Annotated in this window: 18 protein-coding genes and 1 tRNA gene; 11 read left to right on the forward strand and 8 right to left on the reverse strand. The window is 65.2% G+C overall.

Annotation, left to right across the window (positions count from 1 at the left end):
* The first annotated feature begins 117 nt into the window (after nucleotides 1–117).
* The 4 genes from PSUB009319_RS15005 to PSUB009319_RS15020 are packed head-to-tail and all read left to right on the forward strand — an operon-like array spanning nucleotide 118 to nucleotide 4,607.
* Nucleotides 118–1,725, forward strand: a complete 1,608-nt coding sequence (locus tag PSUB009319_RS15005) for an NAD(P)/FAD-dependent oxidoreductase (RefSeq protein ID WP_185453479.1) — start codon at nucleotides 118–120, stop codon at nucleotides 1,723–1,725.
* Nucleotides 1,726–1,751: 26 nt separating this feature from the next.
* A complete protein-coding gene (locus tag PSUB009319_RS15010) occupies nucleotides 1,752–2,663 on the forward strand; it encodes an SDR family oxidoreductase (protein WP_124383031.1) in 912 nt (303 codons plus the stop codon).
* Nucleotides 2,664–2,673: 10 nt separating this feature from the next.
* Complete coding sequence (locus tag PSUB009319_RS15015; protein ID WP_124383032.1) at nucleotides 2,674–3,714, forward strand: alpha/beta fold hydrolase; 1,041 nt, start codon at nucleotides 2,674–2,676, stop codon at nucleotides 3,712–3,714.
* Nucleotides 3,711–4,607: a metal-dependent hydrolase gene (locus PSUB009319_RS15020; protein WP_124383033.1), complete on the forward strand. Its 897-nt coding sequence runs from the start codon at nucleotides 3,711–3,713 to the stop codon at nucleotides 4,605–4,607. Before PSUB009319_RS15015 ends, PSUB009319_RS15020 begins: the two co-directional genes overlap by 4 nt.
* 97 nt (nucleotides 4,608–4,704) lie before the next feature.
* On the opposite strand, the gene PSUB009319_RS15025 is transcribed toward PSUB009319_RS15020, so the two are convergent.
* Nucleotides 4,705–5,523 carry a MerR family transcriptional regulator gene (locus PSUB009319_RS15025; protein ID WP_124383034.1) on the reverse strand — a complete coding sequence of 273 codons (819 nt, stop codon included), beginning with the start codon at nucleotides 5,521–5,523 and terminating at the stop codon, nucleotides 4,705–4,707.
* Nucleotides 5,524–5,604: 81 nt separating this feature from the next.
* On the opposite strand from PSUB009319_RS15025, the gene PSUB009319_RS15030 reads away from it, so the two are divergent.
* Nucleotides 5,605–6,780 (forward strand): hypothetical protein, encoded by a 1,176-nt coding sequence (locus PSUB009319_RS15030; protein ID WP_124383035.1) that lies wholly within the window; start codon nucleotides 5,605–5,607, stop codon nucleotides 6,778–6,780.
* A complete protein-coding gene (locus tag PSUB009319_RS15035) occupies nucleotides 6,777–7,850 on the forward strand; it encodes an LmeA family phospholipid-binding protein (protein ID WP_124383036.1) in 1,074 nt (357 codons plus the stop codon). Before PSUB009319_RS15030 ends, PSUB009319_RS15035 begins: the two co-directional genes overlap by 4 nt.
* Before the next feature lie 16 nt (nucleotides 7,851–7,866).
* On the opposite strand, the gene PSUB009319_RS15040 is transcribed toward PSUB009319_RS15035, so the two are convergent.
* Complete coding sequence (locus PSUB009319_RS15040) at nucleotides 7,867–8,280, reverse strand: surface-adhesin E family protein (RefSeq protein ID WP_124383037.1); 414 nt, start codon at nucleotides 8,278–8,280, stop codon at nucleotides 7,867–7,869.
* 181 nt (nucleotides 8,281–8,461) lie between these two features.
* Nucleotides 8,462–9,319, reverse strand: coding sequence for a cytochrome c5 family protein (locus PSUB009319_RS15045; RefSeq protein ID WP_124383038.1), 858 nt, complete (start codon nucleotides 9,317–9,319; stop codon nucleotides 8,462–8,464).
* 381 nt (nucleotides 9,320–9,700) lie between these two features.
* On the opposite strand from PSUB009319_RS15045, the gene PSUB009319_RS15050 reads away from it, so the two are divergent.
* From PSUB009319_RS15050 to kdpE, 4 genes are all read left to right on the forward strand, one after another.
* Nucleotides 9,701–9,776 (forward strand) — tRNA-Arg (locus PSUB009319_RS15050).
* Nucleotides 9,777–9,993: 217 nt separating this feature from the next.
* Entirely contained in the window at nucleotides 9,994–11,061 is a 1,068-nt protein-coding gene (gene hisC / locus PSUB009319_RS15055; RefSeq protein WP_124383039.1) for a histidinol-phosphate transaminase, read from the forward strand.
* A 325-nt stretch (nucleotides 11,062–11,386) separates the two neighbouring features.
* On the forward strand, nucleotides 11,387–11,698 hold the full coding sequence (locus tag PSUB009319_RS15060) for a high-potential iron-sulfur protein (RefSeq protein ID WP_124383040.1): 312 nt from the start codon (nucleotides 11,387–11,389) through the stop codon (nucleotides 11,696–11,698).
* A gap of 62 nt (nucleotides 11,699–11,760) precedes the next feature.
* Nucleotides 11,761–12,465 (forward strand): two-component system response regulator KdpE, encoded by a 705-nt coding sequence (gene kdpE / locus PSUB009319_RS15065; protein ID WP_124383041.1) that lies wholly within the window; start codon nucleotides 11,761–11,763, stop codon nucleotides 12,463–12,465.
* An 18-nt stretch (nucleotides 12,466–12,483) separates the two neighbouring features.
* Here the strand turns inward: kdpE and PSUB009319_RS15070 are convergent, their stop codons facing one another.
* Nucleotides 12,484–13,482 (reverse strand): tripartite tricarboxylate transporter substrate binding protein, encoded by a 999-nt coding sequence (locus PSUB009319_RS15070; RefSeq protein ID WP_124383042.1) that lies wholly within the window; start codon nucleotides 13,480–13,482, stop codon nucleotides 12,484–12,486.
* Nucleotides 13,483–13,641: 159 nt separating this feature from the next.
* On the reverse strand, nucleotides 13,642–14,772 hold the full coding sequence (locus tag PSUB009319_RS15075) for a porin (RefSeq protein ID WP_124383043.1): 1,131 nt from the start codon (nucleotides 14,770–14,772) through the stop codon (nucleotides 13,642–13,644).
* Between the two features lie 498 nt (nucleotides 14,773–15,270).
* Here PSUB009319_RS15075 and PSUB009319_RS15080 point away from each other — a divergent pair, with 498 nt between their 5' ends.
* Nucleotides 15,271–15,555, forward strand: coding sequence for a hypothetical protein (locus tag PSUB009319_RS15080; RefSeq protein WP_124383044.1), 285 nt, complete (start codon nucleotides 15,271–15,273; stop codon nucleotides 15,553–15,555).
* Nucleotides 15,556–15,667: 112 nt separating this feature from the next.
* On the opposite strand, the gene PSUB009319_RS15085 is transcribed toward PSUB009319_RS15080, so the two are convergent.
* Genes PSUB009319_RS15085 through PSUB009319_RS15095 form a run of 3 tightly spaced genes read right to left on the reverse strand, consistent with a single transcriptional unit; the run spans nucleotide 15,668 to nucleotide 19,635 of the window.
* Entirely contained in the window at nucleotides 15,668–17,866 is a 2,199-nt protein-coding gene (locus PSUB009319_RS15085; protein WP_124383045.1) for a xanthine dehydrogenase family protein molybdopterin-binding subunit, read from the reverse strand.
* Complete coding sequence (locus PSUB009319_RS15090; protein ID WP_124383046.1) at nucleotides 17,863–18,879, reverse strand: xanthine dehydrogenase family protein subunit M; 1,017 nt, start codon at nucleotides 18,877–18,879, stop codon at nucleotides 17,863–17,865. The genes PSUB009319_RS15085 and PSUB009319_RS15090 overlap by 4 nt, the downstream gene beginning before the upstream one ends.
* Nucleotides 18,880–18,888: 9 nt before the next feature.
* On the reverse strand, nucleotides 18,889–19,635 hold the full coding sequence (locus PSUB009319_RS15095) for a (2Fe-2S)-binding protein (protein WP_124383047.1): 747 nt from the start codon (nucleotides 19,633–19,635) through the stop codon (nucleotides 18,889–18,891).
* Nucleotides 19,636–19,698 lie beyond the last annotated feature (63 nt).

Consider the following 19,698-nt stretch of genomic DNA (forward strand, 5'->3'; position numbering starts at 1 on the left):
CTTCTAGATCAACCGTTCCAATCGGGCGATTGACTCGCCCCGAGGCGCCTCCTACGATGACATCGATCAATGTCACATTAAGAGGCGCCCATCATGTGGTGCCCACGGAGACGCCACGTGAATGCACGGTCCGATTTCCCCCGCCCTCACCCGAGTGCCGAGGCCCCAGCCCTGATCGATGTTGCCATCATCGGGACGGGCTTTGCCGGCCTGGGCATGGCCATCCAGCTCAAGCAGCACGGCATCGACAACTTTCTCGTCTTCGAGAAAGCCGGTTCGGTGGGCGGCACATGGCGCGACAACCATTACCCCGGTTGCGCGTGCGACGTGCAATCGCATCTGTATTCGTTTTCGTTCGCGCCCAATCCGGACTGGTCGCGCATGTATTCGCCGCAGCCGGAAATCCGCGCGTACCTGGAGCGCTGCACCGATAAATTTGGCGTGCGCCCGCATGTGCGCTTCAACCACGAACTGGCACGCGCAGCCTTTGACGAAGCCGCCGGCGTGTGGAACCTGGACATGGCGGACGGCCGTCGCTACCGCGCCCGCGCGCTCATCTCCGGCATGGGCGGCCTGAGCCGTCCGGCGTGGCCCAACATTCCGGGCATCGAAACCTTCCAGGGCAAGGCGTTCCACTCGCAGTTGTGGGAACACGACTACGACCTGCGTGGCAAGCGCGTTGCCGTGATCGGCACGGGCGCGTCGGCCATCCAGTTCGTCCCGCAGATCGCCCCCAAGGCCGGCCGCGTTGACCTGTACCAGCGCACCCCGCCGTGGATCCTGCCCAAACCCGACCGCAAGGTGTCACGCGCGGAGCACTGGCTGTTCCGCCACCTGCCGTTCACGCAAAAGCTCATGCGCACCAGCATCTACTGGATGCTTGAATCGCGCGTGCTGGGCTTTGTGATTCACCCGAAGCTGATGAAAGCGGTCGAGCGCATGGCGCGCGGCCACATCAAGCGCCGCATCGCTGATCCGGTGCTGCGCGAGAAGGTCACGCCCGACTACACCATTGGCTGCAAGCGCATCCTGATCTCGAACGATTACTACCCGGCGCTCACGCGCGAGAACGTCGACGTGATCACCACCGGCATCGCGCGTGTGGAGCCCAACGCCATCGTCACCGCCGACGGCACGCGGCGCGAGGTCGATTGCCTGATCTTCGGCACCGGCTTCCACGCCACCGATCCGTTCCCGCGCGGCGTGCTGCTCGGCAGCCAGGGCGCAGACATCGTCGATGTCTGGGACAAGCGCGGCGCCGAGGCCTACCTGGGCACCACGGTATCGGGATTCCCGAATTTCTTCATGGTGGTGGGCCCGAATACGGGGCTCGGCCACTCGTCGATGGTGTTCATGATCGAGTCGCAGGTGGCGTACATCGTCGATGCGCTCAAGTCGATGCGCGCGCACAACGTTGCGGCCATCGACGTGCGCCCCGACGTGCAGCGCCGCTTCAATGACGGCATCCAGAAACGGCTGTCGAACGCCATCTGGTCGGCCGGTGGCTGCGTGAGCTGGTATCTCGATCCGAAGACCGGCAAGAACACCACGCTGTGGCCGGGATTCACGTGGCAGTTCCGCCGTGCGACCGCACATTTCCGTTTGGCCGATTACCGCACGCGCCCGATGGCCGTGCCCAAGGGGGTGCCGCTGCGCGTGCCTGCCCGCACTGTGCCAGCCACTGCCCAGAACACCCCTAACGAAGAAGCGCTCGACCGCGTCTGACGCGCCGGCCATCAGGAGACCACGTCATGAAGTCATTCAACAACAAGGTTGCCGCCATTACTGGTGCCGCATCGGGCATGGGCCGCACGCTGGCACTGCAGCTCGCACGCGAGGGCTGTCACCTCGCGCTGGCCGATCGCAACGAGGCCGCGCTTGCGCAGACGCTGCAACTGGTGCGCGCACTGAATGGTGAACATTCGGGCGACCGCATCCGCGTAACCACGCACGCTGTCGACGTGGCTGACCGCGCCGCCGTCCACCGCTGGGCCGAAGAAGCCGCCGCCGCGCACGGCAAGGTCAACCTGATCTTCAACAACGCGGGCGTGGCCCTGTCCAGCACGATCGAAGGCATGGACGACGACGAGCTGGCCTGGATCATGAACATCAACTTCTGGGGCGTCGTGCACGGCACCAAGGCGTTCCTGCCGCTGCTCAAGGCGAGTGGCGATGGGCACATCGTCAACACGTCGAGCATCTTTGGCATCTTCGCGCAGCCTGGCATGGGCGCCTACAACGCCAGCAAGTACGCCGTGCGCGGCTACACGGAGGCGCTGCGCCAGGAACTGGACCTGATGAACTGCGGTGTCTCTGCCACGTGCGTGCACCCCGGCGGCATCAAGACCAACATCGCCAAGTCAAGCCGCGTGTCACCCAGCATGAACGGCTTCCTGGTGCGCGACGAACAGCAAGGCAAGGCCGAATTCGAGAAGTTCTTCATCACCACGGCCGAGAAAGCCGCGAGCGTGATCCTCGATGGCGTGCGCAAAAACAAGCGCCGCGTGCTGATCGGCCCCGACGCCCACGCCGCTGACGTGATGGCCCGCGTGCTGCCCGCCGCGTACCAGGCGCTGGTCGTGCGCGAGGCGCGCCGCACGCGCAAGAAGGCGCTGCGCGACGTGCAAGGCGATAGCGCCCCGACCACCGCCCGCGCCAAATAAGAGGCCGCCAATGAACACGGCCACCACCGTTGAACTTGAACAATTCGCCAGCCCCCCACGCGCGAATCTGTTGAACGTTGCACGCGCCATGCTGCGCCCCGGCCGCATCGGCCTGCGCAGCGTTGGGCGCGACGTGCTGATCGCCCGTTACGCCAAGCCGCAATCGCGCTACCTGCCGCTGATGGGCACGCGCGTGCATTACACCGATGAGGGCGCCGCCAACCCGGAGGGCACGCTGCTGCTGATCCACGGCTTTGGCGCTTCGTTGCACACGTGGGACGGCGTGCTGCCGCAGCTCACGCGGCGCTATCGCGTCATCCGGCTCGACTTGCCGCCGTTCGGCATCACCGGCCCGCTGCGCGATGCGCAAGGCCGCCCGCGCACGATGGCGCTGCCGCTGTACCGCGACTTCATCGACGCGTTTGTCGACACGCTCGGTTTGTCCCAGCTCACGCTGATCGGCAATTCGCTCGGCGGCATGGTGTCGTGGGACTTTGCGGTGCGGCACCCTGGCCGGGTGGAAAAGCTCGTGCTGATTGATTCGGCCGGCTTTCCGATGAAGCTGCCGATCTATATCGATCTGTTCAACCACCTTGGTGTGCGGCTGACCTCGCCGTGGATGCTGCCCGAGGGCATCATCCGCGCCGCTACGCGCGATGTGTATGGCGACCCGTCACGCGTGTCCGAACCCACGCTGCGCCGCTACGCCGATTTCTTCTACGCCGACGGTGCACGCCAGGCCATCGGCAGGATGGTGCCGAAGTTCCATTTTGACGATGTTGATACGAGCGGGCTGGCCGCCATCCGCGTGCCGACGCTCATTCTGTGGGGCCAGCGCGACCGGTGGATCCCGCCCGCGCATGCTGGTGAATTTGCCCGCCGCATCCCCGGCGCCACGCTGCGCATGTATCCGGCCCTCGGCCATATCCCAATGGAGGAAGACCCCGTGCGCGTGGGGACCGACCTCTGTGCCTTCCTCGATCAAGGGCGTGCAGCCGAATTGGCCACACCCTGTCTTGCAGAAACCACATATCTGGAGAACCGCCCATGATGCCAGTCCGCCGCGACGTGCATCCTCACCTGCCGGCTGATCGCATCAGCAACTGGCACGAGCGAGGCACGCACGTCACCCACTTCCTGAACGCGCTGTCGATCTTCTTCCCCACCGGAGAGCGCTTCTTCATGGACAGCGTGCGCAACTACCGCCATCTGGTGACCGATCCCGAACTCAAGCAGGCCGTGGCAGGGTTCATCGGCCAGGAAGCCATGCATACGCGTGAGCACGTGCTGTACAACGACCTGCTCGACCGCGCCGGCCTGCCCGCCACCCGCATCGACCGCTTTGTCGGCAAGTTCCTGAACGTGCTGCGCAAGTACACGCCCAAGAAGCACCAGTTGGCCGTGACGGTGGCGCTGGAGCACTACACCGCCATGCTGGCTGGTCAGGTGCTCGCCCATGAAGACGGCCTGGGCCGCAATTCGCAACCCGGCTATCGCCAGGTCTGGATGTGGCACGCCATGGAAGAAACTGAACACAAAGCGGTCAGCTATGACGTATGGAATCTCGCCGCCAAGCCAGGCTTGCGCAGCTATATCCTGCGCACCTCCGTGATGCTGACCACCACGGTGCTGTTCTGGTCGATGGTGTTCTACGTGCACATGCGGCTGATCTTTGCCGATCGCACCTGCAAGCGCAAATTCCTGGGGCTGGGCAAGGCATTCCACTACCTTTGGATCTACCCGGCGCCGCTGCGCAAGATCATTCCGGAGTTCTTCGATTTCTTCCGGCCATCATTCCACCCGTGGGATGAGGACAACCGCGCGGCGCTGGAGCGTTTGCCCAAGCTGATCTCGGAAATCGAAGCCTACGCAGCCGCCAATGGCGAAGCGCCGTCGCCGTCGATCCGCCGCAAGTTGTCGGCGGCAGGTGCAGCCGGTTCTTGAACAGGCATTCAAAACACCTGCGGTACCCACTGCAACGGGATCAAACTGGAACTAGAAATACATAAGGCGCGCCCCACGCACGGGCGCGCCGGAGACACTAGCCTTTGTCCGGCCTGGGCGCGTTGCCCGGCGGTTCGTGCAGGTGCTCGATGACCTGCGCCACACGGTCGCCCAGATATTTGTTGGCGGCAGTTTCGAGCGCACGCATCAGCTCGGCTTCAACCGCCACCAGCGCCAGCGGACGAATGCGCCAGATCACGTCGACCAGACGCGGCACGTCTTCGACCGGCGGCAAGTCGCTGCCGTATTTGTCGAGTTCGCGCACGACCATGGAGACGAGATCGTCGGCCAGCGCCTGGGTATGCGGCCGGGCACGCTCGATGATGTCGAGCACTTCGATCAGCGGGAAGCCGGCCTTCGCCATCTGGGCCCCGGCCAGCAGTGCCTTCGGGCTGCGCGCCAGATAGCCGAGGCCATCGGGTTCAAGCAGGCCAAGCGAGATGGCCCGCGCCAGCGCCTGACGCGACATGGCCCTGCCGAACAGCTTGGCCAGCGCCAGAAGCGAATAGTGCTTGGGCGGCTCGTCCGACCACGGGCTGGCAATGGCGGATTCGAGGCCGAGGATGGAGCGCAGGTCATGGCCTTCGACGATGGCCTTGAGCAGTTCCTGGATGTTGGCGAGCGTGTAGCCGCGCCCCAACAGGTGATTGATGAGCTTGAGCCGTCCCAGATGCGCCTGCGTGTAGATCCCCACGCGGCCGCGCCGCTCGGGCGGGTCGATCAGGCCGCGGTCCTGGTACGAGCGGACGTTGCGGACAGTGGTTTCAGCCGCGCGCGCCAGTTCATCGATGGTGAACTCGCGGGCGGGTGGGGCAGCAGGCGGACCGGCATCGCCGGTTGGTTTGCGGGCAGGCATGCAAAAAATTCTACACGAGCGCGGCAAAACAACGCGCCAGTTGCCGGAGCCTTTCCGGTGCTCACGACGAGGAGGCCGTCGATGTGGGACCTGACCTTGCATTACCGCAATTTCGGCAAGAGTGCGCTCCGGGCTGCGGGCGCCGTGGTGGCGGCGCTGTTGCTGCAAAGCTGCGCCACCGCCGGCGATGGACACGGCGGCATCGAAGCCGAGAAGGCCAAACAGTTGGAAGACGCCCGCACTCAGGCACGCGCGCCGTTCCAGGCCGGCAATCTCGCCACGCGCGAAGTGCGGCCCGCCACGCTGCGCGACTCCGGCCAGCCCGATGCGATCTCGTATCTGCGGCATGTCGATTTCCGCTTTGACGGCGGTGTCGGCTTCCAGGTCGATCAGCTCGCGCTGCGCATGGTGCCGCGTGCGCCGGGAGACCCGGTGTGGCTCGACGATGTATCGTCCTACGCGCTGCAGCCGGTGAGCGGATCGGTGCGGGTGACGGCACAGAGCATGGCCGCGCTGTTCAATACCGTGGTCTTTGCGCGCGGGTCGGGCGGGGATTCACCTCAGCCACCATTAAGGAACTTCAGCTTCTCGCTCGACGACGGCACGCTCGACATGCGCGCCGAGATGCACCGGCGCGGCGCGTGGGTGCCGATCGAATTGCGCGGCCCGCTGGTGTTGCGTGATCCGCAGACCATCGTGTTCCGCCCCAATGTCGTCAAAGTGCGCGGCCAAGACGCCGGTGCGCTGATGGGCGCCGCGCATATCGAGCTGGCCGATCTGCTTCCGGTCTCCACGCCCGCCGTGCAACTGACCGGCAGCGAGATCGTCATGCAGGTGCCCAAGCTGTTTCCGCCGCCCGCGCTGGATTTAAAGCTCTCCGCCATCCGCGTCACGCGCGATGGGCTGCGCATGCAGATCGGTGACGGCAACCCGCAGATGCCGCCGCTGGCCAACGCCGCTGACGCGCAGCGCCCGTACATCCTCTTCCGCGGCGGCGATATCCGCTTCCTGCGCTCGATGCCGATGAACGCGCGCATCGATATCGTTGTGGCAGACCCGGCCAAGCCGTTCGTATTCAACCTGTACCGCTACCGGGATCAGCTTGTGGCGGGGTCACTGCGCTTCTCGCCCGATGGGAGCATCCGCGTGCTGATGCCGTCGTTTGACACGCTCTCCGCCGCCAGGGCCACGAAAGCAACGCCGGCGGACAACGTGGCCAAGCCCGCCCTGCAACTCGCCAAGAGGACCGCGCCATGATCGTCCCCGCCTTCGCTCTCGCTGCTTTGATGGTGCGCCTGGCATTGGTGTCGCTCGGCTTGGCCGGCCTCCTGGCCAGCGCGCTCGCCCGCGCCGCAGAGCCCCCGATGGCCAGCGCCCAGCACAAGGAGTGGACCAGCGTGCGCCAGCAGTGGGCGCAGCGCTGCGATCCGTCTTCCGGTGCACCCAATGCCAGCGGCCCCGCCGTTGCGCGCGACTCGGGCACCGCACCGCCCGTCGTGCAGATGCGCGATGTGGATTTCCGCATTACCGGCAACATCGGCTTTCACGTGCACCAGCTCACCGCGCAACTCGTGCCGCATAAGCCGGGGCAGCCTGTCGACATGGACGACCCCGGCCAGTTCGACATCCGCATCCTCGGCGGCGAAGTGACGGTGCCAAAGGATTCGCTCGACGCGCTGTTCAATCGGTATCTGCTGGATTACTCCCCGCGCTCGCTCAATGCGCTGTCGCTCACGCCGGGCGACGGCGTGCTCGACGTATCGGGCGGGCTCAAGCTGCGCAACCATTTTCCGGGCGTGTGGCTGCCGTTCGGCATGCGCGGCACATTGGCGCTCAAGGAATCGCGTTATCTCGTCTATACGCCCACCGAGGCCCGCGTGATGGGCATTCAAACGCTGGCGCTGCTCAAGGGGATGGGGCTGGAGTTGTCGCAGCTTGCGCCGCTCAATCGCACCGGCGCCAAGCTGGAGGGCAATGACATGGTGCTGGACCAATACACAGTGTTCCCGCCGCCGCGCCTGGTCGGCCGGATGAAAACGGCGCGTGTTACGCCCGATGGGCTGGTGCTCAGCTTCGGCCCCGCGCCCGCTACGTGCGCGCCCGCGCCAACCGACGCCGCCAGCCGCATCTGGATCCAATCCGGCGACCTGAAGATGTACAACGTGCTGGTGACCAACAGCCGCGTGCTCGTCACCGATACATCGACGCGCGGGCCGCTGCGCTTCGACCTGTATCACTACCGCGAGGCCGCCGCGCGCGGCACCACGCACATGGATGCAGACGGCACGCTGCGCGTCGACCTCGCGCCGGCAGCGGCCCTCCAGTAACGCCGTCGTCAGCGCATTACTTCTGGCAGACAGCGTGCAGGATCGCCTCGCCCTCTGAGCGCGGCACGACGGCTTCCCAGCGGGGGCCGTCGACGTTTTTGGTGAGCACCGTGGCGTGCTGCCCGTCCTGGATCAGCGCGCTGACCGGCAGGATGCGCCCCTCCTTGCAGTCGTAGACGGACGTGCGCGTGTCGTACTGATACGCCTTGCCGTCTGAGAGCTTGCGCGGCGCGTCATAGGCGTCGCGCGTCGTGGCGCGTACGGTGCCATCCTTGTTGTGCTCGATGGAGTCTTTGTCCAGATAGAGCGAGCCGCCGTTGTCGGCCAGCGGGGCGAGCTTGACCCAGTTGTCGGCCGCCATGGCCGTCGAGCCACCGATTGCCAGCGCAGCAGCTACCCAGTAGATCAGCGTCGTTCGTTCCGTTCGCATTGCAACCTCCGTTTGCCTCGTTGCACAGACGTATGCGGAGCAATGCAGGATGGTTGCATCGTTCTCCGCACATCAGAGATGGTCATAGCAAACGGCATGCCGCGCGTGCCACTGCCGCGGCAAGCAGCAAAAAGGCCCGCACGGGGCGGGCCTTCAGGGATGCGCGAAAACGCGGCTTCGCTTACTTGGCGGCAGCGGCCATGTAATCAACGGCGGCCTTCACATCGTCGTCAGAACCGGAGTAGGTGCCCTTGGGCGGCATCGCACCCTTGCCGTGCAGTGCAATGTCGTACATCTTGGCCTTGCCTTCGGCAATACGCGGAGCCCAAGCAGCCTTGTCGCCAAACTTCGGCGCGCCAGCCATGCCAGCGGCGTGACACATCTGGCAGGTCGAGTCGTAGACCTTCTTGCCGACTTCGCCTGCGGAGGCTTGCGGGGCCGCAGCAGCAGCCGGCGCTGCCGGGGCGGCAGCAGCGGGGGCCGCGGCGCCCGGAGCCGGCGCAGCAGCAGGGGCCGGTGCAGCGCCAGCCGGTGCGGCCGGTTCCTGCAGCTTGCCGCCGCCGGAGTTGGCCATGTAGACAATGGCGCGTTCGATTTCGTAGTCGCTCACGTCATCCGGCGACGTGCCGCCGCGAGCGGGCATGCCGCCCTTGCCGGCCAGCGCCACCTTCGTCAGGCCATCCAGGCCTTGCGACAGGCGCGGGCCCCAGCTTGCCGCATCGCCAAACTTGGGCGCACCGGCCACACCTGCCGCGTGGCAGGTCGCGCAGACTTCCTTATACAGCTGCTCGCCCGTCTTGAAGACGCGCGGCGCGTTCGGGTCTTTCAGCTCGAGTCGCGCAACAGGCTTGATGCGATCGTTGACGGCCTCTTCCGACATGCCGGAGCCGCCAGCGCCTTCCTTGGCGCCCAGGCCAACGTAATTGGCCAGCAGGATGATGATGAGAATGGGAACGACAAAGGCGGCGATCACCGCGATGATCAGCTGCTTGGGGGTCTTGATCAGAGGCTCGTGTTCGTCGTGTTGCGCGTCGCTCATGCTCAACTCTCAGGATGGTGAAACCGCTCTTGGAGCCCTCAGAGCGCCGCTGGCAAGGTCACGAGCATCGCCGGCAGTGCGTGGGGGCCGCATTGGATCGTGATGAGGGCAGGAAGACCGTGGCAATTCAATTGCCGCGTCGGCCCAAACAGACCTGTCCCCGTCTTTCTTCTGGCAAATAACGCGCGATTATATCCGCAATGCTTAGGCCTTTGACACGCGGGACAGCCCTAGGCGCCGCTTTTCGACTTGCGTCAAAAACCCAACGGAACGTTGCGCCAGCGCGCCTCGTACCGGTGCGTTCACGGGCGCGCGATGGACGCTTGACCCCAAATGCGCTATCCTGCGGGGCTTCTCTTTCGGTGCGTTCTGTGCCGATGTGCGCCCGTAGCTCAATGGATAGAGTACTGCCCTCCGAAGGCAGGGGTTGCTGGTTCGATCCCAGCCGGGCGCGCCAAGCCTGACAACGCTTCGCAGTACCTTCCCCTCTCCCTGCCCTACCGACTGTAGCTAAATTGCAGCTAACGCCACAGTTTTTCCCGCCAGAACTGCGCTTCTGCCGCAACATGCCGGTTTGCCCGTTTCCAAACGCTATTCAGTCCTTCCAGCATTTTTCGATTCGTCGATCGCGCTGCGGGCACGCTGAAACATAGCCACCCATCAGGAGTCGACCCATGAGCCGTTACTGGAGCGATATCGTTCAGCAGCTTGTGCCCTACGTGCCGGGCGAACAACCGGCCATCGCGCGGCCCATCAAGCTCAACACCAATGAGAACCCGTACCCACCGTCACCACGCGTGGTGGCGGCAATCTCTGCGGAACTGGGCGACACGGGCGACAACCTGCGCCGCTATCCAGATCCGTTGTCGCGCCGGTTGCGCGAAACGGTGGCCGCCCAAGTCGGCCTGAAGCCTGAGCAGGTCTTCGCAGGCAACGGTTCAGACGAAGTGCTGGCGCATGTCTTTCAGGCGCTGCTCAAGCACGACAAGCCGCTGCGCTTTCCTGACATCTCGTACAGCTTCTATCCGACCTACGCGCGGCTGTACGGCGTGCACTGCGAAGTGGTGCCCCTGGCGGATGATTTCTCCATCCGCGCAGATGACTATCTTGGCGATGCGGGCGGCGTGCTGTTCCCGAACCCCAACGCGCCGACCGGTCATGCGCTGCCGCTGGCGGAGATCGAACGGATCGTCGCTGCGAACCCGTCGTCGGTGGTCGTGGTGGACGAGGCCTATGTGGATTTCGGCGCCAGTTCCGCCATTGCGCTCATCGAGCGCTACCCGAACCTGCTCGTTGTGCACACGACGTCGAAGTCGCGTTCGCTGGCCGGCATGCGCGTTGGCTTCGCGTTCGGGCATGCGGCGCTCATCGAAGCGCTCAATCGCGTGAAGGACAGCTTCAATTCGTACCCGCTGGACCGTCTCGCGCAGGCCGCCGCCCAAGCGGCTTATGAAGACGACGCGTACTTTCGCGCCACGTGCGCGCGCGTGGTTGCGAGCCGCGCGCGGTTGACGCAATCACTGCAGTCGCTGGGGTTCGAGGTGGTGCCGTCAATGGCGAACTTCGTCTTCGCGCGACACCCGGCCCACGACGCAGCAACGCTGGCGGCACGCCTGAAAGACCAGGCCATCTTTGTGCGCCACTTCAAGCTGCCGCGCATCGATCAGCATCTGCGCATCACTGTTGGCACCGACGATGAATGCGACGCATTCTTAAAGGCGCTGCAAGGTCTGCTGGCGTAAGCATTTACACACGTGCGGCAAATTGCCACCGGGTTGACCAGCCATTCGGGGGGCCACGCTCGCGCTGATGTCTGCCTCCTTCAACCACACGGTGCGCCCGCGGCATTGCCCTGTGTGGATGGAAGGCCACGAAAGCAAGCGATTGCTGCACTCAGGTATGCGGAACATTGACCATGAGCAGATGCCGCCGGCCGATTGCTGTGCCAGAATGCACGAGCGGGAAAATGGCGCGCCGACGCCGTCCGCTGTCCCATAGGGCAAGCCTGCGCAATGCACGGGCGCAGCACGGGACGCCACACAACACACTCCCACAAAAGGAATCAGCATGTCCAATCGTCGTCAATTCCTGAAGAGCATCCCGATCGTGGCCGCCGCGGGCGCCGTCATGTCGATGTCGGACCTGGCCCTGGCTGCACCGATGGTGGCGGAAGCCGATCCGCAAGCCAAGGCACTGGGCTACGTGGCTGACACCACCAAGGCCGACAAGGCCAAGTTCCCGAAGCACACGCCGGATCAGCACTGCGGCAACTGCGCCCTGTACCAAGGCGGTACGGCAGCGCAAGGCGGCTGCCCGCTGTTTGCCGGCAAGGATGTCGCCAACAAGGGTTGGTGCAGCGCCTGGGCCAAGAAAGCCTAAGCGACTGAGCATCAACGCAACGGACCCTTCGGGGTCCGTTTTTCATGGGCGCTCGCTCTACAATGCGTGCCATGCCGTTCACATTCACGCCCACCGTCCTCGTCATCGACGACGAGCCGCACATCCGCCGCTTCGTGCGCGCTGCGTTGGAGGAAGAAGGCTGCGAAGTCCACGAAGCCGACCGCGTTGAACGCGGCCTGATCGAGGCCGGAACGCGCCAGCCTGATGCGGTCATCCTTGATCTCGGCCTGCCTGATGGAGATGGCATGCGGTTGATCCGCGAGCTGCGCACCTGGACGGAGGTGCCGGTGCTGGTGCTCTCTGCCCGCGTGGATGAGCGCGACAAGATCGACGCCCTTGATGCCGGCGCTGATGATTACCTGACCAAGCCCTTTGGCGTTGGCGAGTTGATTGCACGCTTGCGCGTGCTGCTGCGCCGACACGCCAAGCGCGGCGAAGACGGCGGCAGCATCATCCGCTTTGGCGAGGTGGAAGTCGACCTGGCGCGGCGCCTGGTCAGCCGCAACGGCGAGGCGTTGCATCTCACGCCAATCGAATACCGGTTGCTGGCCGTGCTGCTCGGCCGGCGCGGCACGGTGATGACGCACCGCGAACTGCTGCGCGAAGTCTGGGGCCCCGCGCATTCCGACAGCAGCCACTATCTGCGCATCTACATGGGCCATCTGCGCCACAAGCTGGAGCGCGACCCGGCGCGGCCCGAGCACCTGCTGACCGAAGTCGGCGTCGGGTACCGCTTTACCGCTTGAAACAGCTCAGGCGCAGGCTCACTGTTCGTTGATACCTGCAGCGCGCACGATGCGGCTGTTGCTGTCGTATTCCGCGCGGATGGCCGCAGCAAACTGCGCGGGTATGCCACCGGCCGGCACCACGGCGGCCTGCATGAGGCGCTCGCGCAGATCAGGCGCAGCCAGCGCCTTGTTGATCTCTGCGTTCAGTCGGGTAACCACGGGCGCGGGTGTCCTGGCGGGCGCGAACACGCCAAAAGTCGATGCCATGTTGGCCTTGGCATAGCCCAGCTCGGTAAAAGTCGGCACATTGGGCAGCGCCTCCAGCCGGTGCGGCGCGCCCACCGCCAGCGGGCGCAGCTTGCCGCTCGTGATGTGTTGCATCAGGGTCGGGCCGACGTTGGTCGACATGACCTCCACCTGGCCGCCCAGCGCATCCGTCAGTTGCTGGCCACCGCCCTTGTATGGGATCAGCGTGATGTCTACGCGCGCCTGCGTCTTGATCTGTTCCAGCGCGAGATGCCCCACCGTACCCGGGCCTGAGGTCGACCAGCGGATCGAACCCGGCTTGGCGCGCGACTGGCTCAGCATGTCGGCAAAGCTCTTGCCCGTGAACGACGGCGTGCCCAGCAGGATCATTGGCGCATACATGACGTTGGCCACGGGCGCGATATCTTTCTGCGGGTCGTATGGCAGCTTGCCGAAATGCGGGTTCAACGTGAGCGGGCTCACCGAGGAGAAGCCGAGCGTATAGCCATCGGGGGCCGCCTTGGCCACGGCGTCCATGCCGATGCTGCCCCCGGCACCGGCGCGGTTTTCCACCACCACCGGCTGGCCAAGTTGCGCCGACAGTTTTTCACCCAGCGCACGCGCCACGTTGTCGGAAATGCCACCGGTCGGATACGCGACGATGATGCGGATCGGCTTGGCCGGATAATCCTGCGCCTGCGCAGGTATAGCGGCAAACAGCGGCAGGCCGGCGCACAGCAGCGCGGCAGAAGCAATCAGGCGACGACGGGCAGTACGTGCGGAAGTCATGGCGCAATGTCAGGGGGAGCGAAACCGGGAGTCGAAAACGGGAGTCGACATTGTAGGCGGATGCCCAGGCAAGCTCGCCGGACCGCGTGCAAAAACCGCAGGCAAAAGAAAAGGCGCCCGAAGGCGCCTTTCCCATTCCCAATCGAGTAACAGCGTCGATTAGAAGATGTGGCGGATACCCACGCCAACGCTGGTCTGGTTCGACTTGCCAGTGCCGGCTGCGTTGCCGCCACCCGACAGTTCCGGCAGAGCTGCGTCCTTGACCTTGTTGTAGTCGACCGTGCCATACACTTGCGTGCGCTTGGACAGAGCGTACTCGGCCAGCAGCACACCGGTGTAGCGCTTGCCGTCGTTGCCGGCGGTCAGCGCAGCGTTATTGATGCTGTCGTAGTAGAACGCGCCCGTCAGAGCCAGAGCCGGGGTGACGTTGTACGTCACGCCCAGGATGCCGACGTGGTCACGACGCTTCGTGGCGCCCGGGGTCAGGCCAGCGCCCGACGTGGCATTGCCGTAGATGTTCAGGCCGAAGGCGCTGCCGCCAACGCAGTTGGCCGAGCTGTTCACGCAACCCGTGGCGTCGCTGCTGTCGATGTAGCCTGCGAACAGCTTGGCAGCGGCGATGGTGTAGTTACCACCGATACCCCACACGGTTTGCTTGTTGCCAGCAACGTCTTTGTGCTGCTGTGCGAAGGCGCCGATATATGCCGGGCCGAATTCATAGGCCACCGTGCCGCCAACGAACGAGTTCTGGCTTGGAGCGCCAGCCACTTCGCCAAAGCCGTAGGCCAGGCCGACCGACAGGCCGTTCCACTTGCCTTCGTACTTCAGCATGTTGGATTCACGCAGACCGGTCAGGCCGTAGTACATCCACGAGTTGCCGTCGTAGTTGCCCACGCCCAGCGGGTCGAAGTTGCCGCCGGTCGTGAAGCCGAAGTTGTATTGACGGCCCAGCGTAATGGTGCCCAGGTCCTTGTTGGACAGGCCCACGAACGATTGACGGTTGAACAGCGTACCGGTGCTGCTCATGCGGCCCGTGTCGGAATTGAAGCCGCTTTCCAGCACGAACAGCGCCTTGTTGCCGCCGCCCAGGTCTTCCGAGCCCTTCAGGCCCCAGCGGCTGTTCGACACAGCACCGCTTTCCATCTGGGTCACGCTGTTGCCAGCTTGGTTCGCGTTGTTGATGTAGTGAATGCTGGTATCGACAATACCGTACAGCGTCACGCTCGATTGGGCATAGGCAGAACCTGCGAACAGGGCGCCAACTGCAACCAGAATGGCAGACTTTTTCATGTGGGCTCGTAATAAAAGAGTTGTCTCAAACCGCCCGACCCCGTGTGCATGAGGTAGGGCTCCTCCGTTTCCTTAACTTCCGTGTCGGAAGTGCCGCGCAAATTTAACAAAAGCCTATATGTGCGGCAAAGCAATTCACGGAATCGTTCTACCAAGTGTGGTAAGCGCGCATCGCTCTTAATGCATCGCACCAAATCGGCTTGCTGCAAGGCTTGCCAGCGCATGGCGCCCTGCTGTGGTGCACCAAGGCTGGCCGCCGCCTTTCAACCGGTCTCTTGATTAGACAAAAAGGTTGGGGGCCGCCGTAGGGGGTTACGCCGTTGGCGCGTTTTTGGGCGCCATTCACGCTGACTCGCATCATTTCGGCGCCGACAACAAACCGTTCGTCGCACCACCGTGGATACGGCATGCCGCCTGACCTAGGCTGTAGACCGTGGCAGGACATCAAATGACCACGCCTAAAACAGCACCGAAAATCAGTTGAAGAAGGAGTTCGCCATGCGACTCAGGCAAATGGGGTTGGCCGCCATGCTGGCGGTCGGGGCCCTCGCGGCGGGCAGCGCTTGGGCGCAGTCCAGCCGCGTGGAGGTGTTCGGCCAGGACGCACGGGCCGAACGGTTTGACGTCTATAGCGACGGTACCCGCACCGGACGTTTCGACACGTATACAGAGGGCGCGCGCAGCGGTCGCTTCGACCCGTATTCGGATGGCATGCGCAGTGACCCGGCCGGCCGCAACCGCGAAGGTGGCGGCACGGTCTACGGGTATCCGGTACCCAATTGATGCCTTGATCGGCAACCACTTACGGGCCGGTCTCCAGGCATCCTCCGTTTTCCGCCTCTTGGCCCATTCTGGCCCCGCTGGTGATGCGCCCGCGGGGCTTTTTCATGCGCGCTCAGATGAGCTTGTCGAGCGTAATCGGCAACTCGCGCACGCGCCGGCCGGTGGCGTGATAGACGGCGTTGGCGATGGCCGCCGGCACGCCGGTGATGCCGATCTCTCCGATGCCCTTGGCGCCGAGCGGGTTGATATGCGGGTCCACCTCGTCGAGCACGAGGATGTCGATGTCGGGCACATCGGCGTTGACGGGCACGTGGTACTCCGCCAGGTTGTTGTTGACGATGCGACCGTAGCGCGGGTCGAACAGGCTCTCTTCAAACAGCGCCATGCCCATGCCCCAGACGATGCCGCCCATGAGCTGGCTGCGCCCGGTCTTGGCGTTGAGCAGCCGCCCCACGCCATAGCTGGCCACGATGCGCGAGACGCGGATCACGCCCAGATCTGCGTCGACATGTACCTCGGCAAACACCGCGCCGAACGAGTGCATCGAGAACTTCTGCTTTTCATCGCCGGGCTGCACTTTGGCGGTCGCTTCAATGGGCCGACCATGGCGCGCGACAACCGCCGCCACGGGTTCACGCGCGCCGCTGCGTCCGCTCAGGAAACCATCAACCACGGTAATGTCACCCGCAGCCTGCCCATGCAGCGGTGAGCCCGCATCTGCAATGGCCGCGGCAATCAACGCATCGCGCGCCTGCACACCGGCCGCCTGCACGGCGGGCGACACGCTGGCCGCGCTCTGCGAGCCGCCCGACACCGGCGCTTCGGGCATGCGCGTGTCGCCCAGGCTGAAGCGCACGCGGTCAACAGGCATGCCCATGGCGTCCGCCGCCACTTGCGTCATCACCGTGTAGGTGCCGGTGCCGAGATCCTGCGAGCCGGACTCGACCTGCGCGGTGCCATCCGGCAAGTAGCGCGCGGTGGCGCCGGCCGCGCTACGGTTGGCCGGATACGTGGCGGTGGCCATGCCCCAGCCGACGCGCGTGTTGCCCTCGCGCATGCTGCCGGGTTGCGGGTTGCGGCGCCCCCAGCCAAAGCGTTCGGCGCCGGCGCGGTAGCACGCAGCGAGGGATTTGCTCGACCACGGAATGTGTCTTTCAGGATCCTGCGCGGCGTCGTTGCGCAGGCGCAGTTCCACCGGGTCGATACCAAGCGCGCAGGCCATTTCATCAAGCGCCACTTCCAGCGCGAACGTGCCGGTGGCTTCACCTGGGGCGCGCTGGAAAGTCGGTGTGCCGACGTTGAGCCGCGCCAGCCGGTGCGTGGTCTTCTGGTTGGGCGTGTCGTAGAGCATGCGCGTGACGATGGCGCACGGCTCGGTCCAGTCTTCGATCATCGACGTGGTGGTCAGCGAGTCGTGCGAGATGGCGGTAAAGCGGCCATCGCGGGTGGCGCCCAAGGCGATGCGCTGCTCGGTGCGCGGGCGGCCCCCGACGGGGCCGAACATCTGCGGGCGTTCCAGCACCAGCTTGACGGGCTGCCCGACCTGCCGCGCGGCCATCGCCGCCAGCACCACGTGCGACCAGACCGAGCCCTTGCAGCCAAACCCGCCACCCACGAACGGGCACACCACGCGCAACTTCTCGGGCGACAGGCCAAGCGTCTTGGCGACGGTGCGCCGCACGCCCGAGACATATTGCGTGCTGTCGTACAGCGTGAGCGCGTCGCCGTCCCATACGGCGATGGTGGCATGCGGCTCCATGGGATTGTGCGTTTCCATGGGCGTGCCGTAGACGGCCTCGATGCGACGCGCGGCCTGCGCCATGCCGGCCGCCATATCGCCGCGGGTGGTATCCGCCGATTGCGTCTGGACTTTGCCGGGCGAATGGGCATCAGCGCGGGCAGTTTCGAAATCGAGCCTCGCCGGCTGCGGCACGACTTCCAGCCGCACCATGCGCGCGGCGGCCTGCGCGTGTTCCAGCGTATCGCCCACCACCAGCGCGACGGGCTGGCCGTTGTAGTGCACTTGGTCGTCCTGCAGCAATGACAGTACGCGGCCCGCCGGCGGCTCCAGCGCGGGCTTGCCGCCATTGGGCAGGCGCGGCGCGTTCTCGTGCGTCATCACCAGCAGCACGCCGGGCATGGCCTGCGCGACGTGCGTGTCGACACGACCGATGCGTCCGGCAGGCACGGTGCTCTGCACCAGCACGGCATGCACCAAGCGCGGCACCTGAGATTCCGCTGAGTAGCGCGCCTGGCCCGTGACCTTGAGCAGACCGTCGGTACGGTCCAGCGGTTGACCAACGTTGCTCATGCCACACCTCCTGTGGCATTCGCATTCAAATCCGCGGCCACACCCAGCGCCCGTGCCACCGCGCGCTGCGCAAGCGGCACCTTGAAGCCGTTGTCGCGCAGCGGCTGCGCACCCTGCACGGCCAATGCACCGGCCTGGGCAAACAACTGCGCGTCGAGCACCTGCCCCACCAGCATCTGCTCGGCCGCATGCGCGCGCCACGGCTTGTGCGCCACGCCGCCCAGCGCAATACGCGCCTCGCGGATCGTCCGCCCATCCGTCTGCAACGCCAGCGCCGCTGCCACCGACACCAGCGCAAACGCATAACTCGCCCGGTCGCGCACCTTCAGGTAGTGCACGTGCGCGCCGAACACCGGCGGCGGCAGATCAATGGCGATGATCAATTCACCGGGGCCAAGCGTCGTATCGATTTCAGGATGCGCTTGCGGCAGACGGTGAAACGTCTCAATGGGAATGCGCCGCTCGCCGTGTGCACCGTGCACCACCACGCTGGCATCCAATGCCGCCAGCGCAACGGCCATGTCCGACGGATGCGTCGCCACGCAGGCCTCGCTCGCGCCGAAGATGGCGTGCATGCGGTTGAACCCTTCGCGCGCCGCACAGCCGGAGCCGGGCTGCCGCTTGTTGCACGCCGGGTATGCCGTGTCATAGAAGTAGTGACAGCGCGTGCGCTGCAGCAGATTGCCGCCGTTGGTGGCCATGTTGCGCAGTTGGCCCGAAGCGCCTGACACGATTGCCTCGGTCAGCAGCGGATAGCGTGAGCGCACCAGCGAATGCGCCGCCGTATCAGCATTGCGCGCCATCGCGCCCAGGCGCAGGCCGCCGTCGGGCAACGCACGGATCTGCGCCAGCGGCAGGCGACTCACATCCACCAGCCGCTGGGGCTGCTCGACGCCGCCCTTCATCAAGTCCAGCAGGTTCGTCCCGCCGCCGATATAGCGGGCGCCCGGCTCCCGGCCCAGTCGCACTGCCGCTTCGACGGAAGACGCACGGTCATAGGCAATCGATTGCATGGCGGCCCCTCAAACAGTGTTGCCAGGTTTGGCAGCCACTACGCGAATCGCCGCCACGATGTTGGGATACGCGCCGCAGCGGCAGAGGTTGCCACTCATGCGCTCGCGGATTTCCTCTTCCGTCAGCGCAACCGGGCCATCATTGCCCAGCGCCGCAGGCGGCGTGACTGTGCTCGGCATGCCGTGCCGCGCCTCCTCCAGCACCGCCACCGCCGAACAGATCTGCCCCGGCGTGCAGTACCCGCATTGAAACGCGTCGTGCTCAAGGAAGGCCGCCTGCACCGGATGCAGCGCTGCCCGTTCGATGGTGCCGTCATGCGCACGCGCCAGCCCTTCTATGGTGGTGACGGCCTCGCCCTCGTGCATGATGGCCAGCGTCAGGCAACTGTTGATGCGGCGGCCGTTCACGAGGACGGTGCACGCGCCGCACTGGCCGCGGTCGCAGCCTTTCTTGGTGCCGGTCAGGCCCAGCACTTCGCGCAATGCATCGAGCAGCGTTACACGCGGCTCCAGAGACAACGCATACGGCTTGCCGTTGATATTGAGCGATACCGGCCGCGCCGGCGCCAACGCAGCCGGGCGTGCCGGGGGCTGCCCGGAAGCGCGCGCACCTGCCAATTCAGACTCATGCGGCAGCGCAAACGCCGAGGCTGCCGCCGCCGCGCTTTGCAGAAAACCACGGCGGCTGGGCCGCGCGGGCGATCCATCCGGTTCATGGGCGGGGTCACTCGATGCTGCGGGGGAATGTTCAGACATGACGCGCGCTCCACCGGCCACGCGGCCGGAAACGGGGAACATGCGTCAGGGGAAAGCAAGCGC

This window comes from Ralstonia sp. SET104, from assembly GCF_003851545.1.
Taxonomy (GTDB): domain Bacteria; phylum Pseudomonadota; class Gammaproteobacteria; order Burkholderiales; family Burkholderiaceae; genus Ralstonia.

Excerpts from the sequence above, each read along its gene's own strand:
- PSUB009319_RS15010 (WP_124383031.1), top strand. The coding sequence starts at position 1,752 with ATGAAGTCATTCAACAACAAGGTTGCCGCCATTACTGGTGCCGCATCG.
- PSUB009319_RS15015 (WP_124383032.1), top strand. The coding sequence starts at position 2,674 with ATGAACACGGCCACCACCGTTGAACTTGAACAATTCGCCAGCCCCCCA.
- PSUB009319_RS15020 (WP_124383033.1), top strand. The coding sequence starts at position 3,711 with ATGATGCCAGTCCGCCGCGACGTGCATCCTCACCTGCCGGCTGATCGC.
- PSUB009319_RS15025 (WP_124383034.1), bottom strand. The coding sequence starts at position 5,523 with ATGCCTGCCCGCAAACCAACCGGCGATGCCGGTCCGCCTGCTGCCCCA.
- PSUB009319_RS15030 (WP_124383035.1), top strand. The coding sequence starts at position 5,605 with ATGTGGGACCTGACCTTGCATTACCGCAATTTCGGCAAGAGTGCGCTC.
- PSUB009319_RS15035 (WP_124383036.1), top strand. The coding sequence starts at position 6,777 with ATGATCGTCCCCGCCTTCGCTCTCGCTGCTTTGATGGTGCGCCTGGCA.
- PSUB009319_RS15040 (WP_124383037.1), bottom strand. The coding sequence starts at position 8,280 with ATGCGAACGGAACGAACGACGCTGATCTACTGGGTAGCTGCTGCGCTG.
- PSUB009319_RS15045 (WP_124383038.1), bottom strand. The coding sequence starts at position 9,319 with ATGAGCGACGCGCAACACGACGAACACGAGCCTCTGATCAAGACCCCC.
- hisC (WP_124383039.1), top strand. The coding sequence starts at position 9,994 with ATGAGCCGTTACTGGAGCGATATCGTTCAGCAGCTTGTGCCCTACGTG.
- PSUB009319_RS15060 (WP_124383040.1), top strand. The coding sequence starts at position 11,387 with ATGTCCAATCGTCGTCAATTCCTGAAGAGCATCCCGATCGTGGCCGCC.
- kdpE (WP_124383041.1), top strand. The coding sequence starts at position 11,761 with ATGCGTGCCATGCCGTTCACATTCACGCCCACCGTCCTCGTCATCGAC.
- PSUB009319_RS15070 (WP_124383042.1), bottom strand. The coding sequence starts at position 13,482 with ATGACTTCCGCACGTACTGCCCGTCGTCGCCTGATTGCTTCTGCCGCG.
- PSUB009319_RS15075 (WP_124383043.1), bottom strand. The coding sequence starts at position 14,772 with ATGAAAAAGTCTGCCATTCTGGTTGCAGTTGGCGCCCTGTTCGCAGGT.
- PSUB009319_RS15080 (WP_124383044.1), top strand. The coding sequence starts at position 15,271 with ATGCGACTCAGGCAAATGGGGTTGGCCGCCATGCTGGCGGTCGGGGCC.
- PSUB009319_RS15085 (WP_124383045.1), bottom strand. The coding sequence starts at position 17,866 with ATGAGCAACGTTGGTCAACCGCTGGACCGTACCGACGGTCTGCTCAAG.
- PSUB009319_RS15090 (WP_124383046.1), bottom strand. The coding sequence starts at position 18,879 with ATGCAATCGATTGCCTATGACCGTGCGTCTTCCGTCGAAGCGGCAGTG.
- PSUB009319_RS15095 (WP_124383047.1), bottom strand. The coding sequence starts at position 19,635 with ATGTCTGAACATTCCCCCGCAGCATCGAGTGACCCCGCCCATGAACCG.